The organism is Nocardia brasiliensis (genome assembly GCF_042691675.1).
GTDB classification, from domain to species: Bacteria; Actinomycetota; Actinomycetes; order Mycobacteriales; family Mycobacteriaceae; genus Nocardia; species Nocardia brasiliensis_D.
The window spans coordinates 3406162-3421403 of record NZ_CP170507.1 but is presented as its reverse complement, the minus strand read 5'-3'; the positions used below and the strand labels follow the sequence as shown (position 1 = coordinate 3421403).

14 protein-coding genes and 2 pseudogenes are annotated in these 15242 nt (G+C 65.7%); 11 read left to right on the top strand and 5 right to left on the bottom strand.

The window, feature by feature from the left end; translation table 11 throughout:
- Positions 1-15: 15 nt before the first annotated feature.
- Positions 16-1194, top strand: coding sequence for a diguanylate cyclase domain-containing protein (locus ACFK0J_RS16085; protein ID WP_378740980.1), 1179 nt, complete (start codon positions 16-18; stop codon positions 1192-1194).
- Positions 1195-1876: 682 nt separating this feature from the next.
- Complete coding sequence (locus tag ACFK0J_RS16080) at positions 1877-2995, top strand: FAD-dependent oxidoreductase (protein ID WP_378740978.1); 1119 nt, start codon at positions 1877-1879, stop codon at positions 2993-2995.
- Between the two features lie 519 nt (positions 2996-3514).
- Here ACFK0J_RS16080 and ACFK0J_RS16075 read toward each other — a convergent pair.
- Positions 3515-4198, bottom strand: a complete 684-nt coding sequence (locus ACFK0J_RS16075; RefSeq protein ID WP_378740976.1) for a hypothetical protein — start codon at positions 4196-4198, stop codon at positions 3515-3517.
- Between the two features lie 76 nt (positions 4199-4274).
- Between ACFK0J_RS16075 and ACFK0J_RS16070 the strand changes: the two genes are divergently transcribed.
- From ACFK0J_RS16070 to ACFK0J_RS16060, 3 genes are all read left to right on the top strand, one after another.
- The gene (locus ACFK0J_RS16070; protein WP_378740974.1) at positions 4275-4931 is read left to right on the top strand and encodes a TetR/AcrR family transcriptional regulator; all 657 of its coding nucleotides are present in this window, start codon (positions 4275-4277) and stop codon (positions 4929-4931) included.
- Between the two features lie 176 nt (positions 4932-5107).
- The gene (locus tag ACFK0J_RS16065; protein WP_378740972.1) at positions 5108-5446 is read left to right on the top strand and encodes an ArsR/SmtB family transcription factor; all 339 of its coding nucleotides are present in this window, start codon (positions 5108-5110) and stop codon (positions 5444-5446) included.
- 1 nt (position 5447) lies between these two features.
- Positions 5448-5957: an SRPBCC family protein gene (locus ACFK0J_RS16060; protein ID WP_378740969.1), complete on the top strand. Its 510-nt coding sequence runs from the start codon at positions 5448-5450 to the stop codon at positions 5955-5957.
- A gap of 256 nt (positions 5958-6213) precedes the next feature.
- Here the strand turns inward: ACFK0J_RS16060 and ACFK0J_RS16055 are convergent, their stop codons facing one another.
- Entirely contained in the window at positions 6214-6660 is a 447-nt protein-coding gene (locus ACFK0J_RS16055) for a hypothetical protein (protein ID WP_378740967.1), read from the bottom strand.
- Between the two features lie 416 nt (positions 6661-7076).
- Between ACFK0J_RS16055 and ACFK0J_RS16050 the strand changes: the two genes are divergently transcribed.
- Together ACFK0J_RS16050 and ACFK0J_RS16045 are read left to right on the top strand one after the other, a co-directional pair.
- On the top strand, positions 7077-7427 hold the full coding sequence (locus ACFK0J_RS16050; protein ID WP_378740965.1) for a hypothetical protein: 351 nt from the start codon (positions 7077-7079) through the stop codon (positions 7425-7427).
- 169 nt (positions 7428-7596) lie between these two features.
- Positions 7597-8175 (top strand): TetR/AcrR family transcriptional regulator, encoded by a 579-nt coding sequence (locus ACFK0J_RS16045; RefSeq protein WP_378740963.1) that lies wholly within the window; start codon positions 7597-7599, stop codon positions 8173-8175.
- Between the two features lie 927 nt (positions 8176-9102).
- On the opposite strand, the gene ACFK0J_RS16040 is transcribed toward ACFK0J_RS16045, so the two are convergent.
- Both ACFK0J_RS16040 and ACFK0J_RS16035 read right to left on the bottom strand, forming a co-directional pair.
- On the bottom strand, positions 9103-9960 hold the full coding sequence (locus ACFK0J_RS16040; protein WP_378740961.1) for a hypothetical protein: 858 nt from the start codon (positions 9958-9960) through the stop codon (positions 9103-9105).
- A gap of 140 nt (positions 9961-10100) precedes the next feature.
- A pseudogene (locus tag ACFK0J_RS16035) lies at positions 10101-10653 on the bottom strand (dihydrofolate reductase family protein).
- 158 nt (positions 10654-10811) lie between these two features.
- On the opposite strand from ACFK0J_RS16035, the gene ACFK0J_RS16030 reads away from it, so the two are divergent.
- From ACFK0J_RS16030 to ACFK0J_RS16020, 3 genes are all read left to right on the top strand, one after another.
- A complete protein-coding gene (locus tag ACFK0J_RS16030) occupies positions 10812-11288 on the top strand; it encodes a nitroreductase/quinone reductase family protein (protein WP_378740959.1) in 477 nt (158 codons plus the stop codon).
- 281 nt (positions 11289-11569) lie between these two features.
- Positions 11570-12931, top strand: a complete 1362-nt coding sequence (locus ACFK0J_RS16025) for a sensor histidine kinase (protein WP_378740957.1) — start codon at positions 11570-11572, stop codon at positions 12929-12931.
- Complete coding sequence (locus tag ACFK0J_RS16020) at positions 12928-13605, top strand: response regulator (RefSeq protein WP_378740955.1); 678 nt, start codon at positions 12928-12930, stop codon at positions 13603-13605. The genes ACFK0J_RS16025 and ACFK0J_RS16020 overlap by 4 nt, the downstream gene beginning before the upstream one ends.
- A 45-nt stretch (positions 13606-13650) precedes the next feature.
- Here the strand turns inward: ACFK0J_RS16020 and ACFK0J_RS16015 are convergent.
- Positions 13651-14124, bottom strand: a pseudogene (locus tag ACFK0J_RS16015) (phosphatase PAP2 family protein); the annotation flags it as partial.
- Between the two features lie 593 nt (positions 14125-14717).
- Here ACFK0J_RS16015 and ACFK0J_RS16010 point away from each other — a divergent pair.
- Positions 14718-15233: a hypothetical protein gene (locus ACFK0J_RS16010; RefSeq protein ID WP_378740953.1), complete on the top strand. Its 516-nt coding sequence runs from the start codon at positions 14718-14720 to the stop codon at positions 15231-15233.
- The last annotated feature ends 9 nt before the right edge of the window (positions 15234-15242 follow it).

Genomic DNA, 15242 nt, shown 5'->3' with positions numbered 1-15242 from the left:
TGAGGCGGTGAATTGGTGGGCGATGGTCAATCGGTGGTCCGATCCTGGTGGCGCGAGCACATCGACTATCGCTGGCTGGTCGACACGCTCGACGTGCATTCGGCCTTGCGGCCGTTGAAGGCAATGCTCGGCACCGCGGGTCTCGTCATGCTGGCGATCACGATCATCGCGCTGTTCTCCCCCGCCGGACAAAACGGAACGGCAGGACAGATCCAGGGCGGAATTGTCGCCGCGACCGCCGTGTTGTGGACGCTGCGCTGGTGGTTGCTGCCATGGCCGGGTGAAGTCGAATCGCTGGTGCTGATCGCCGCGGTCGATGTCGCCATCACCGCCAACAATGTCATGGTGCAGGACCGATTGCTCGGCGCGATGGGCAGTGCGTTGCTCGTGGTGACCGGAGGCTATGTGACCGTTTTCCACGGGCCGCGGTTTCTGCTGTGGCACGTCGGCTGGTCATTGCTGTCGATCGTGGTGCTGTCGCTGATGATGGTGCTCGGCGAGGGGCACGGAGCGGGCGATATCGCGCTCGGTGTCGTTGTGGTGCTGGTGTCGTTCGTCGTCGATATTTTCGTGCTGCCGATCGTGCAGTTCTGCCATTGGGTATTGCGCCGCGACGCCCTGACGGATCCACTGACCGGCCTGATGAATCGGCGCGGTCTCGATTACCACATGTCGCGCCACGTCGACTGTCCGGATTCGCGCCGCCGCTTGTCTCGTCGGCGAAAAGCACGGGCAAGCTATGTCGCGACAGTGGATCTCGACCGCTTCAAGACCATCAACGACACCTACGGGCATGCGGTCGGCGACGACGTGCTGGTGTCCACGGCGCAGCGCCTGCGTGCGACGGTCGATCCCGATGCCCTTGTGGCGCGCACCGGCGGCGAGGAGTTCGCACTCGTCGGTTACCTGCGCGACCCGGCCGACGAGATCGGCGAGCGGGTCCGCGCCGCCATCGAGACCATGCCGGACCTTCCCGTCGAGGTCACGGCGAGCATCGGTGTCGCACTGTGGGATGGCACCCGGATAAACCTCCGGCACACCGAACCTACTGGCCGGCAGCTGCTCCAACTGTCGGACGAGGCGATGTACATGGCGAAACGTCTCGGCGGTAACACGGTCATCGTCACCAGCGCCGACGAACAGAATGCTGCCGCAGCCTCTCGAGGCGTCCCAACGGGCGAATGGTCGGACTGAAGTTTCGGACAGTTGGCCAGATTCCGAGCTCAGCCCGCCGCGGCCGAAAACGGGCCACAGTGTGCGGCTAACCGCCGAATATGTCGTCGATCATCTGTGCCTCGGGTACGTGACAACGACTCCGCGCAAGGAATCACCTCCCACACCTGTCACTCACCCTGTCGAGCTGAGCGGGGATCAATATGCCACGGCTTCAGCGGGAATGGTGAACTTCACGCGGTCCATAGCCGTGGCGTACCAATGCTCACTGAGCACTTTCAGCGCTTCTTTAGGCGTTCTTCCGGCTGGCGTTCCAGAACGGCACGGATGGCGGCGTGGCACGGGCAAGGTGCCCTGTGGCCCCTCGCCACCGACCTCATCGACCGCAGATTCCGCCGGAATTCACCGACCTGTCGGTCGCAATACGTAATGCCTTCACCGCCTTGGCCGCGACAGGCGACCCGGGGTGGCCACGTTTCGACACCACCGAAAGAATCCGCCGCATCTGGAAACCCCACCCGAGCTGGGCCACCGACTCACTGTCGACGTCTCGTCGGATCTGGCAACGAGAACTCCGTGCATGATGCACCGGAACGCCACCACGAAGACCCCCTGTCCGCCTGCCAGAGCCGGGCGGTTGGCCGCAGGCGCACGCAAGCCGGGCGCAAGAACGGTGCAATCGCCGGCCAGCACCCTGAGCACCATGACCACTTCAGTAACGATCATCGGCGCCGGACTCGGCGGCCTCACCCTCGCCCGCGTCCTGCACGTCCACGGCATCCCCGCCACGGTCTATGAAGCCGAGCCCTCACCGACGGCTCGGTCACAGGGCGGGATGCTCGACATCCACGACTACAACGGGCAACTCGCCGTCGAGGCGGCCGGGCTGATGAACGAGTTCCGTGGCCTCGTTCTCGAAGGCCGCCAGGCGATTCGGGTCCTCGACCCGGACGGGACCGTCCTGTTCGACAAAGCAGACGACGGCACGGGCGGACGCCCCGAGGTGCAGCGCGGCGAGCTGCGACAGCTTCTGCTCGACTCACTCCCGCCCGACACCGTTCAGTGGGGGCACAAGGTCAGCCGTGTTCGCGCCCTCGGCGCCGACCGCCACGAGGTGACCTTCACCGATGACACCACCGTCATCGCAAGCCTGCTGATCGGCGCGGATGGCGCGTGGTCACGAGTCCGGCCACTGCTCTCCGATGCGGTACCCGAGTACACCGGCGAGTCGTTCATCGAGACCTACCTGTTCGAGGCCGACACCCGTCACCCCGTCGTCGCGAAAACGGTCGGCGGCGGGTCGCTCATGGCACCCGCGCCGGGCAAGGGAATCCACGCCCACCGCGAACGGGGCGACACCCTGCACACCTACGTGACGCTCACCGAATCGAAAGACTGGTTCGCCGCAGTCGATTTCACCGATGCCGCAGCGGCCACCGCGCGGATCGCGCACGAATTCGACGGCTGGGCACCGGAACTCACCGCGCTGATCACCGACGCCGACACCGCACCGGTCTGGCGACCGCTCTATGCTCTGCCGATCGGGCACCGGTGGGATCGAGTGCCGGGCGTGACCCTACTCGGCGACGCCGCCCACCTCTCGACCCCGAACGGCGAAGGCGCCAACCTGGCCATGCTCGACGGCGCCGAACTCGGCAAAGCCCTCGCCGCACACCCCGACAACATCGAAGCTGCCCTCACCGAATACGAGCAGGCCATGTTCGCCCGCAGCGCCGAAATCGCCACCGAGGCCGCCGAGTTCTTCGAGCGCCTCTTCGAAGACGGAGCCCAAGGCCTGGCCGACGCGTTCACCGGACACTAGGCCCCGATGGCTTCGTAACTCCCTTCGGTATGACTTGTCGCGCAAGCCTTCTCATCATCGGCACTCGGGCAAGACCGTGAACTCTTTGCTCGCGGCCCATCCGGTGTCGACCCACGACGATGGTGGTGCCGGGGTGACTCCGGAGTACCGGCCGGATCGCCGCCGCGGCCCCGAAGTCGGCCCTGGGGGTCCGCGTCAACGCGCTCGCCATGCGCGCACTCCAGTCGAAACTGCTGCGCCCGCTGATGAACCGGGCCTTCGCCACCACCGAACACGGCCGCGGGACCACCGAAGCCGCTGCAGCCCTCCAGTGTCCGCACGATCGGTGATTCGATGATGGTCAGCCGTCGATGCAAAAGCGGCAGCTCACCGGTGGCCTATCGCATGCTGATAGGGCTGGATCATCGGAGTCCGGCTGGCGCGATGCAGGTCGGCGATGTGGGTTCGGGTCCGTTCGCCGTCGCATCCGCGGCAGTAGCGTGCGGTGTTAAGCGCGGCGTTGGAGACCTCCGGCTCGAGTCAGACGGGTTTGCAGATGATGGAGGCGAAGCCGATCTGGTTCGCGCGCATTTTCCGGTAAACCGATCGCCGAAAGTTAGGTCGCAACAGGGCGAGTACGAAGGCCGCCAGTGTGCCGGGTAGCCGTACTTGATTGACGAAGACATACGGGGCGGCGTCGAGGGGTCCGAGTAGTGCGATGTCGTCCACCTTGGCGTCATGACTGAACCAGCCGGCGACGGAGTCGAAGTACTGCAACGCGCGGGATGGGTCGTCGGCGGTGAAGTGGTTGAACAGGAAGGTGCCCGACGGTGAGCGGTCGATGTCGCCGAGCCGCCTGATATTGCGGGCGGGCATGACGAAGTCGGCGCCCAGTTTCCGAAATGCCGGTGTGGCCTGCACTGCCGCGATGGTGTCCGGTGTGGTGGTCTCGATCAGGACGATCACGTCGAAGCGGGGGCTTACCTCGGATGGCTGGATCGCGGTGGCCCGGTAGACCGTGGCCGCGATCACCTGGTCCATTGCTTTGAGTTGCCGGGTCAGTTCCTGACACCGGCGCAGTACCTGTCGGCGCCGGGAACTACGTGGCACGAAGGGGATTCGACGCGGCGGGTCGGCGCGGAAGCCGAGGTATAGATAGCCGTAGGGGGCCGGTTCCACGTACGGGGCGGGTGGATTGGTGCGAGTTCGCGGGTCATGGATCATGCGCTTATCCTTTGCGGAGTAAAATAAGCGATCGTTCGATTAATTGTATACCCAGACGAGGAGGTGTGGAAGCCGGATGACAACAGCACGGCGTAGGCCCGGGCGGCCACGGAAGGCGGACGCCGGCGATACCAAGGCCGCACTGCTGAACGCCGCACTGAAGCTGTTCGCCCGCAACGGCTATGCGGGAACCTCGATACGGTCCATCGCGCGCGAGGTGGGTTTGAGCGAAAGCGTGCTCTACGCACACTTCGCCAGCAAACAGGCGATCTTCGATGCCGCATTCGCCACGCTCGGCCCCAAGAACCCGCTTGAGATGGTGGGCGGCGACACCTCCACACTCGCCGACACCGACCCGCCGCAGTACCTGCGCGAACTCGTGAACGCCGTCCTCGACGAATGGGAACGTGACGATGCCCGGCTACTGATCAGCGTGATGGCGCGGGACGGCCTACTGCACAGCGCCGCCCTACGGGACGCACTCTCGGCCATGCGGGCCCCGGTCAGCCACCTGTTCGACCGCTGGATCGCAGCCGGTCTCATCCCGGCGGATCTCGCCACACCGGATGACTTGGCGATGTCGTTCACCGGATTCATCGGCCTGACTCGAATACTGCACCTGCACGCCGATGCGACAGACCAGGACCGCGCGCAGGCCCGCGACGACATTCGCCGCCACACTGAGACCTTTATTCAGCTCGCCTTCCGAGACGATGCAGCCCACGATCAATAGCCCGGCTTCGAGTTCCCGGTGGAGCTGTCCGGGCTGGCGCCTCTGCCGTGGTGGTCGCCGCTGATCGGTTGGCCGCCAATGCATCTGGAAGGTCCGGTTTTGACCGATTTCCGCGCTATGGGTTTCGCTACCGCCGTCAGCCTTGACGTATACCCATATGGGAATATGATTTCGGTATGGCGCGAGCGGCGACGACAACAGATGTGTTCAACGCGGTGGCCGAGCCTCGGCGCCGGCAGATCCTCGACGCTCTCGTCGACGGGGAGCGGGCGGTGAACGATTTGGCTCGCCTGCTCGGGTCGGCCCAGCCGCAGGTGTCCAAGCACCTGCGAGTGCTGCGGGAGGTGGGGGTGGTGGACGTGCGTGATGACGGGCGCCAACGGCTCTACCGACTCAACGGACACGCGCTGAAACCGATCCACGACTGGGTCAAGCGGTACGAGCGCATGTGGGCGGAGCGGTTCGACCAATTGGACGCGGTGTTGGAAGAGCTCAAAGAACACGAGGAGAACTGAGATGACAAGCACTACCGGGACGGCAGTGGTAACCCTGCCGACCGACGAACAGATTTTGATCACCCGAGAGTTCAACGCACCCAAACATCTGGTGTATCGGGCGTGGACGACACCGGATCTCGTCAAGCGGTGGTGGAGCGGGCGACGCGGCACGATGACCAGTGTCGAGATCGACTTGCGTGTCGGCGGCCGATGGCGCTACGTCATGGCGGTCGGCGGCAGTGATGCCGGTGGTGGTGAGATCGCGTTCCACGGCGAGTTCCGCGAGATCGTCCCCGAGGAGAAGATTGTCACCACCGAGGTCTTCGAGATGGCGGGGGTCACGGACCCCGACGAGGGCGCGCCGCTGAACACCGTCACCTTCAGCGAGCGTGCCGGGCGCACCACCCTCACCCTGTTGACGCACTGCGAAAGCAAACAGCTGCGCGACATGATCCTCGAGTCCGGTATGGAGGCCGGCATGCAGGAGCAGATGGACCTGCTCGAGAAACTCGCGATCTCGCTGCGCTGAGCGCAGCGACCGGGCGGTCGAGCAGCTGGCCCTTGGTCGAGACCCGCCCGCACCCGACCAAGGCGCCACCTACCGCCGACCGGATCGAGCGCGTCACTGTCGAGAGCGAGCGGCTCGGCGATGTCGAGGGCGGAGCTGGCATTCGACCTGGGGGCCGGGGCTCTGGCACAGCCGATAGGCTCAGCCTGGCCTCTGATAGAAGTACCGGGCGGGCCGGTATCCACATATGCGCGGCGGACGCGACCCCGCAGCGGCACTATCGTTCGCCGCGGCACCACGCCAGGGGCGGCCCTCCGTCGTATGGCGCTTCGAAGAGGCAGATCGTCATGTTGCTGGTCATGACGAACATGCAGGGGTATCGGGCATCGGAGCCGGTGGGACAGCCCATCCAGGTCAGTGCACCCTCGGTGTATTCCGAGGGTTCGGCGGTGAGCGTCACACGCGTGCCGGGCCGCAACCGCGAAGAGCAGGTGCCCGCCACAGGACCGCATGTCGTGCCGAGCGGGGCGACGTGCACGCGGGTACCGTCGGTTGTTGCCGTATCGGCTTCGGACAGCAGCAACTCTATCGCCAGCTGTCCGGCCAGCAGTGCGAGATCCCGCGGAATTTCATTGGCCAGCAACAGATCACCGGTGACGATTAGTGCCGCCAGCAAACTGACCCGAAGCCCGATCATCTTGGCATTGATTGCGTCCACCGCCATGTCCTTTCCGTCCCGTCGTGATGGGACGCAAAGGAGGTGTAGCGATCCGGACCCGAAATCCGGCTTACCGTAAAGAATCTTGAAGAAACTGTCGCCCGGCCGGTCGGCAGCAGCCGAATCGTTCCGGCGGCGGCTCGTTTGGCTGCGATGAGGCCGACGACTTGTGCGAACACGCCGGATTAACAGCGCGATGCTACGCCCGGATATATGTCACAGCACGAGATCCCGTGCACCACCGGACAATTGTGGAGACCTCCATGTTTTCTCGCACCGCCCGCGCCCTCCGCCCGAGAGCTCTCAGCGTCGGTACCACTGCCCTCAGACGTGGGCTGCCCGCTTGGCTTTTCGTACTCGGCGCGACTGCTGCTCTCACCCTCGCCGGGACCGTTCCCGCATCGGCGGTGCCGCCCAGCTCGGTGGATCTGCAGAACGCATGGGGTGTGTATCAGCGCCCGTCCAACACAGAGAGTGACCCGATCGGCTTCAAGGTCACGGTCACCTGGCGCGAGACCAACGCGGCGAACACGATCATGTCGTTCAACGGAGACGCCAACACCCTTACCCTTTCCGGAAAGGTCGTCAGCGGCCAGATACAGGGACGGCTGATCAGATTCACTATCCGCTGGGCTGATGGGAAAACCGGTGTTTACCAAGGAAGTTGGTTCGATGATGGCCGCCTGCGCGGTTCGTCCCAAGAGGTCGGTACGGAACGGACCGCCGAATGGTGGAGCCAGTACAACAACTGGCGCCTGACCCCAGCCGGCTGACCAACGTTGGCAGCTTCTCGCCGCCATCTCCGATGGCGGCAACGGCAACCTCCCCGTCAACGCCTGAGTTGTCGTCGTCTAAAGCAACCGGATGTGAGCCGAATCGCACTAGGTACGGATGTACCCTAAATGGTGTCGGCGATCCCGGACAGCTGTGGTGGAGGCAAGAATGGCCGAGATGGCCCAGGTGGACGCGAAACCAGTACGCCGACGCCGATTCGATCCGAACCGGCGTGAACGCATCGCGCGTGCCGCGATTCGAGTCATCGGTGAGCGGGGCGTGGAGGGCTTGACCCACCGCGCGGTCGCCGTGGCCGCTGACGTTCCGATCGCGGGCACCACATATCACTACAAGGACAAAGAAGATCTTCTCGCCGCGGCCCTCGAGATCTGCGTAGCCGACTACGCCGCCCTCATGGCCGCCATCCCACAGTCCGACCCCGCTATCACGATCGACGCCATTATCGAACAAACCGCGAACGCCCTGGTCGGCTGTTTCACCACCGAACGCACCATCACCACCGTGCAACTCGAGTTGTACGTCGCCGCCATCCGGCGTCCCACACTGCGACCGATCGCCGACCGCTTCACCGAAGCCACCCGAACCATGTACGCCCACTACACCGACACCGACACCGCCGCCCTGCTCACCGACACCGCACAAGGCATCACACTGCGCGGCATGGCAACCGACACCCCACCCACGGCGGAACGAATCCGCAACTTGCTCACCCGCTGCCTACCCTGAGCGTCGCAACCGAGATCGCCCGACCATCGGCGATCGACCGTCGTCGCAGCGCCGATCGGTAAAGGCGCTACCGAAGGGCCACCAGGCGAACACACTTCACCTCGCTGTACGGGACATCACCGAGGCATTCCTCGTGTTCCGCCACAGCCAGGTCCCGTTGGCCGCCGCGTCCCGGCGGCCAGGCTCGACGAGCGGGACATCACCGAGCCATTCCTCCTGTTCCGCCACAGCCAGGTCCCGTTGGCCGCTGCGTCCCGGCGGCCAGGCTCGCCGAGCGGGACATCACCGAGCCATTCCTCCTGCTCCGCCACAGCCAGGTCCGGTTGACCGCCGCGTCCCGGCGGCAAGCCCGCCCAGCGGGACATCACCGAGCCATCCTCCTGCTCCGCCACAGCCACGTCCCGTTAGCCGCCGCGTCCCGGCGGCAAGCCCGCCCAGCGGGACATCACCGAGCCATCCCTCCTGCTCCACCACAGCCAGGTCCCGTTGGCCGCCGCGTCCCGGCGGCAAGCCCGCCCAGCGGGACATCACCGAGCCACTCCTCCTATTCCGCCACAGCCAGGTCCCGTTGGCCGCCGCGTCCCGGCGGCAAGCCCGCCCAGCGGGACATCACTGAGCCACTCCTCCTGCTCCACCACAGCCACGCCCCGTTAGCCGCCGCGCACCAGCGGCAAGCCCGCCCAGCGGGACATCACCGAGCCACTCCTCCTGCTCCACCACAGCCACGTCCCGTTAGCCGCCTCGTCCCGGCGGCCAGGCTCGCCGAGCGGGACATCACCGAGCCATTCCTCCTATTCCGCCACAGCCAGGTCCCGTTGACCGCCGCGCACCAGCGGCAAGCCCGCCCAGCGGGACATCACCGAGCCATTCCTCCTATTCCGCCACAGCGAGGTCCCTCGAACTCCGAACCGCGAGTGCGTGGTGCCGTCAAGACTGGGTGGGCAGGGCTAGGGCGGCGTCGATGGTGGTGTCCAGGAAGGCGAGGGTGTCGTGGCGGCGGGCCAGCGGGTTGCGGTAGCTGCGGTGGCCCTCGGTTCCGGTGGTGCGCAGGTGCAGGCTTTCGGCGATGATGGGCTGCCAGCGCGGATCGAATACCTGCCGGGCGTACCGGCCGGCACCGGATTTGGAGGTCATCGTTCCGGTGTCGAGCAGATGGTGCAGTCGACTCACGCCGAGCACGGCCCAGACCGGGAACCAGGCAGTGAGGCCGATGATCAGAGGCAGCGGACGTCGCTCCTGGTTCTGTTGCCACCACGGCCGCCAATAGGTACGGAGGTTATCGATGGTGAACTCGCGCAAGGCATTCCGGTCCGCCCACAGGTCAACGCCGCTCGGCTCGGGGCCGCGCACTGCGATCCCGTGCCAGGCCAACTCGCAGAACGTCACCGGGTTGATGCCGGACCGTCCAGCCGGTGTGAACCTGCCCTCCTGAGCACAGGGGACATCGGGGCAAACGCTGGGCCCGGCAACAAGGTCGGCCCAAGTCAGAACCACGCCATCGAAATTCGGCCGCGGGAAGGCGACCACCGTCCGCGCGTGCGCCTCGGCCAACGCCGCCATCTCCCGAGATTCCCCCTCGACGCGCTGGTCGGTCACCGCGACGAAGTCGATATCGCTGGCCGTGCTGAGCCGGCCGCGTCCGGCCCCGCGGGAACGGAAGTCGCCCAAAGCTACCGATCCGACCAGGTAGAAGCCGGTGACCAGGCCCGGCGCCAACTCGTCGACGGCGGTCAGGAACAGCTCCACACTCCGACCGACCTCGGCCGGAAGATCCTCGCTGGACATGCCAGACAACCTACCGGCCAACCCTTTTCCTGACACTTAGCGGAATCGGAGGTCAGCCATGAGACGGTGGTGCGACGCCGCGGTTCGGTTGTGACGAGGCGATTTATCCACTGCCGGGTTTGGGCGCGCTTGGACGGAACTCAGTCGGCGAGATAGCGCAGCAACACTGCGGTGTTGAAAGTGCCGGGTCTCGGCCAATCGGAGAGAAATGCGCTTGTCCAGCGATGGGAAGAACGGTGTGCCGCCGCCGAGAGCCACGGGCAGCAGGAACATCTGGTACTCGTCGATGAGTCCGTGTGGTATCAGCGCGGCGGCGAGGCTCGCGCCGCCGACCTCCATGACGCCATCACCACCGGCCTTGAGCCTGCGGACCTCCTCGACCGCGTTTTCGCTGACCAGCGTGCTGTTCCAGTGGACCTCGGTGAGTGTCCGGGAAAAGACGATTTTCGGCTTCGCTGTCCAGAGTTCGCCGAATTCACGCTCGATACGTGGCGCGTCCTCGGGCACGTGCGGCCAGTACTCGGCCATCAGTTCGTACAGGCGACGGCCGTGCAGCGAAACCTCGATTTCGCGGAAGCGGTCATTGTGGAACTGGTGCAGTTCCTCATCCGGGTCGGTCCAGTCGATGCTGCCGTCGCGGTCGTTGATGTAGCCGTCCAGGGACACACCGAACCCATAGATCAGTTTCCTCATGCTCGTGTAGACCTCCTACCCGCTCGAAACTCATCGGCGGACTTGCTCATGGACCATGTCGAAGCTGCCACAGGCGGCGATACCGTGCACCCGGAAGGCACGAGAATCGTTCTGCCGCTGGGTGACTCGACACGACGGAACGAACTAGCATCGGTGGCGTGACCGGTCTGAACGAATGGAACGAGCGGATCGCCGCCGAATTCCGCAGCAACGGCGGGCGTGTGCGCTGGAGCGACGCCGACGATCTCGCCGCCGGACGGCCCATTCCGCCAAGGCTCCCCGAGCTCGGCGGGCTGGCCGGTCCCCCGATCATCTTGCTGCACACCATCGGCGCCAAAACCGGCCGCGAACGCATCAATCCTTTGATGTATCAACCAGTCGGCGGTGATTTCGCCGTATTCGCCACTTTCGGAGGCAGCACCCGATCCCCGGCCTGGTTCCACAATCTGCTCGCCAACCCCCACGCTACGGTCGAGGCGGGACGACAGCTCATCCCGGTCAACGCTCGCCTCACCGCTGGAGTCGAGAGACAGCGGATCTGGACCAGACAGATCGCCGACATGCCGAAGTTCGCCGAGTTCGAAACGAGCGCCGGTCGGCAGATCCCGGTCGTGTTGCTGGAGCGACGCCGCTGACTCACCGAGCATAGGCAAGGAGCCCCGCATCAGCGGAGACGCCCTCTCGGGAACCCATTCGTTTCCGCAGGAGAAACCCCGCTGCCAGCGAATACCGCTGCAATTCAGGTTGTTTCGGCGCGTTTGACCATGCAGACGTCACGATCGGGTGTTGACAGGGTCAACGCCGATTCCGAGTCGTTCGTATCGTGGAGTCTGTGAGCCGACAGACCACAGCGACGACGGACAGCATCAGGTCTGTTGTGCCCCGGTGGGTGTTCGAGCCGACCTACCCACTGCTTGTGGGTACAGCAGTCGGCGCCGTGTCGAGCATGGTCACTGTGTGGTGGGTGCTGCTCACGATCGTCTGCGCGTTTCTGCTCGGCTTGCGGACCGGATCGACTCGGCCTTTCACGTTAGGTGTGGTCGGGCTGCTCGCCAGTGGTGTGGTGGCGCTTTCGGTGGTGCCTTCGTGGATTTCGCTGGCCACCGGGTTCGTGACGGTGGTGGTGGGTGCGGCCGTGGTGCCCTGGTTCGTCGGCCGATTCTGGTACTTGTCCCGCCGGTTGGTGAGGACCGGATGGGAGCGGGCAGCACAGCTAGAGCGTGAGCAACTACTGGTTGCCGACCGAGCGCGCCTGCGCGAGCGCACGCTGATAGCGCAGGACATGCACGACGTGCTGGGTCACGAGCTCACCATGATCGCCTTGTCGGCCGGTGCCTTGCAGTTGGCGCAGGGCCTGGCCGAACCGCATCGGGTTGCGGTCCAGGACATCAGGGCACGAGCGGCGGAGGCCGTGGATCGTCTCGGTGAAGTGATCGGCGTGCTACGGCAAGAGACGGCGAATGGATCTGACACCCATGCTGTGACGGGTCTCGTCGACAAGGCGTCGGCGGCCGGGCTCGCAGTTCGACTGCGGGTGGAGGGTGAGGTCACCAGCGTGGCACCAGGAATCGCCCGGGCGGTGTATCGCGTTGTGCAGGAAGCGTTGACCAATATCGGCAAGCACGCGCCCACCGCGACGGCGGAGGTTCGTATCCGGTACGCGACCGACGAGACCGAGGTTCACGTGGCGAACGGTCCCGGATCGGGAACCGCGCCTGCTCGCTCCGATTCCGCCGGTAGCGGGCTCATCGGTTTGGACGAACGGGTGCGACTGGCCGACGGTTCGTTGACCTACGGTCCCACGGCAAATGGCTTTTGCGTGCACGCCCGATTTCCGCGGCCCGGTCAGCTACCCGACGAGGTCGGGGAACCACCGGGCGCACCCGTCCACGCGGTGGAGGATCACCGGCGCGCCCGGCATCGACTCCACCGCACTGTGGTCGCAGCCGTTCTGGTGCCTTTGGTCGCGGGCGCGCTGCTCATCGGCGCGCTGCGCGCCTGGGACGTGCTCACGACACGACAGTCGGTGCTGACTGCCGACAGTTACGCCCGCCTGCAAATCGGACAGCAACGGTCCGCGATCAGCGGACTGCTGCCCGAACACCAGACCGCGCGACGCCCGTCGACGCCCGAGCCCCAAGGGTCGGATATCTCTTGCGAGTACTACTCGATGACAGCGGATCCGTTCGCCGACCGCTCCGGTGACGGCTACCGGCTCTGCTTCCGGGCAGGGGCGTTGATAACAGCGGACAGCTTTGCCGAGGAGGGTATTCGATGATTCGGGCGCTGATCGCTGATGACGAGCCGATGATCCGTACCGGCATCCGCGCGGTGCTGTCCACCGACCCGGAGATAGCTGTTGTTGCCGAAGCCTGCGACGGCCACCAAGCAGTGGAGCTCGTTCAACGTCATCGCCCTGATGTCGCCGTGCTGGACATTCGAATGCCCGGTTCAGACGGCATCCAGGCGGCGGCGGAGATCCGGCGGACGCTACCTGCCACCGGGATCGTCATGCTGACCACATTCGGCGAGGACGAGTACATCTTGCGAGCGCTGGGCGGCGGAGCCGCCGGTTTCCTGCTCAAGGCCGGCGATCCGGAGGAGTTGATCACCGGGGTGCGCGCGGTGGCCGAGGGCGCCGCCTATCTCTCACCGAAGGTGGCGGCTCGGGTCGTCGCCCATCTCGCGGCCGAGGGAGTGGGCGGCCTGGCCAGGCGGCGTGCCGTCGCGCAACGGCACGTCGGCACGCTCACCGCGCGGGAGCGGGAAGTGTTGACCTTGTTGGGAAGTGGGTTGTCCAACGGCCAGATCGCCCGGCGCTTGGCGGTGGTGGAGGGGACGGTCAAAGCCCATGTCAGCTCGATTCTGGCGCGGCTGGGCGTGGACAACCGAGCGGCGGCCGCCGTGATGGCGCACGAGGCCGGGATCGTTTCGCCGTCTCGACCGCACTGACCCGACCCAGGTTGCCAACGGCGTCGTCGCCAGTACGGCGCTGGCGACAACCACAGCGCCGATGATCACACCTGCGAGTACGTCGTGCGGATAGTGCACCCCCGACGCCACTCGGAGCACCGCTACCGCTACCGCCAGCGGCACGGTCGCTCCGGCCGAGCGCGGCCGGGTCAGCGCCAGGCCGACCGCTAGAGCCGCGGCGATGGTCGCGTGGTTGCTCGGAAAGGACCAGTCACCAGTCGGAGGGCAGTGCGCGGCGGCGGCAGCCGGATCCGCGACCGCGCGGCACGGCCGCTCCTGGTCTACCACCAGCTTCAGCCCCTCGCTAATGGCATAGGCCACAATGGTTCCGACGGCGGTGGCCGCTGCGCCGACGACCCCGCGTGTGTCCCGCAGCCGTACGTCCGACCACCCTACCCATATCAGGAACAGGCCCAGCACCACCAGGGCCGCACTGGTCGCAGCGCCCAGGATCGACGGTATCCAGGACGGCAGCTCGTCCACCAGCTCGATCACCATGCGGTACCAGGACGCCGAAGAGCCGTCTGTCACATACACCGGAGCCGGGTCACCCAGTCCGCCCGGCGACAACCACGCCACGGCTCCCGCTCCAGCCAAGGACAAAGCCATCGAGCCGAGCAAGTAGCAACCAATCTTGTACAGCGAATCGGTTCTTCTCATGTCGGCCGACGCTAGGGACCGCAGCAGCCGAACACATTGGTCGAACGGCAGGGTGTGAATATGACCAACGTCGGGGTTGACAAGAACACAGCTCAGCGATCCCGACTCTGCGCCGGAACCAGGCACGGCTGAGTCCCGGTACAAAGTGATCTGGAACTCAGCCGAGTTCCGTAGATCACGTTCATACCGAGCCGCTCGGGTAATCGATCTGGGCAGATGCCCTGAGCCGCAACATATCTCGTCGCTCGGCACAGCGGTCGGCTGCTCGTGCCGATTGTTGCGCGCTGACGCATCAGCCGGACAATCGGAAATGATCGAACATGGTTGGGCGACGGCTGCCGGGGTACGGCCGTCGAAGGCGGGCCCGCCGGATTCGCCGGAGCCCGAACCCGATCGAGCAGTGGATTCCTCAGGGGAAAGGATCGAACGCGATGACAGATACCCTCGTCGACCTAACGGTCGACAGCCAGCAGGTCGCACGCCCGGATGTCCGCCCGCGGCCGGCGTGGAACGGTGGACGCTCGGACACCGCGAAGGTCTGGCGTGACGCCAAAACAGTTCTGGTGACCCGGGTTACCGGCCCGCGCCAGTTGACGACCGTGCCGCGACTGGTCATCCCGGTCGGCGACACTCAGCTCGCCTTCCGCGTGTCGTCCCAGTCCGCCGAAGCCGAACAGCTGGCGCGCGACGGCCGGGTGCTCGTCCAGCCCGGCGACCGGCGGGGCACCCCTGCGCTCGGCTCCCATCAATGGCAAGGCCAAGCCCAGTTGGTGACCGCGGGCACGCTCCTGCCCTATGTGGAGGCGGAGATCGCCGCGAAGTACCGGTGGCGAATTCCCGTGGCGCGGTTCGCTCATCGCCTCGGCCACGGCGACGCACCCTATGCCGATGTCGTTGTTCTCGTGACCGTAGCCGAGCCGAGCCCGATCCCCATACTGCCGCGGTGACACCGGGCC

Bases quoted from the DNA above. Each gene is read 5' to 3' on its own strand.
- ACFK0J_RS16080 (WP_378740978.1), top strand. From the start codon at position 1,877: ATGACCACTTCAGTAACGATCATCGGCGCCGGACTCGGCGGCCTCACC.
- ACFK0J_RS16075 (WP_378740976.1), bottom strand. From the start codon at position 4,198: ATGATCCATGACCCGCGAACTCGCACCAATCCACCCGCCCCGTACGTG.
- ACFK0J_RS16070 (WP_378740974.1), top strand. From the start codon at position 4,275: ATGACAACAGCACGGCGTAGGCCCGGGCGGCCACGGAAGGCGGACGCC.
- ACFK0J_RS16065 (WP_378740972.1), top strand. From the start codon at position 5,108: ATGGCGCGAGCGGCGACGACAACAGATGTGTTCAACGCGGTGGCCGAG.
- ACFK0J_RS16060 (WP_378740969.1), top strand. From the start codon at position 5,448: ATGACAAGCACTACCGGGACGGCAGTGGTAACCCTGCCGACCGACGAA.
- ACFK0J_RS16055 (WP_378740967.1), bottom strand. From the start codon at position 6,660: ATGGCGGTGGACGCAATCAATGCCAAGATGATCGGGCTTCGGGTCAGT.
- ACFK0J_RS16045 (WP_378740963.1), top strand. From the start codon at position 7,597: ATGGCCGAGATGGCCCAGGTGGACGCGAAACCAGTACGCCGACGCCGA.
- ACFK0J_RS16040 (WP_378740961.1), bottom strand. From the start codon at position 9,960: ATGTCCAGCGAGGATCTTCCGGCCGAGGTCGGTCGGAGTGTGGAGCTG.
- ACFK0J_RS16020 (WP_378740955.1), top strand. From the start codon at position 12,928: ATGATTCGGGCGCTGATCGCTGATGACGAGCCGATGATCCGTACCGGC.
- ACFK0J_RS16010 (WP_378740953.1), top strand. From the start codon at position 14,718: ATGACAGATACCCTCGTCGACCTAACGGTCGACAGCCAGCAGGTCGCA.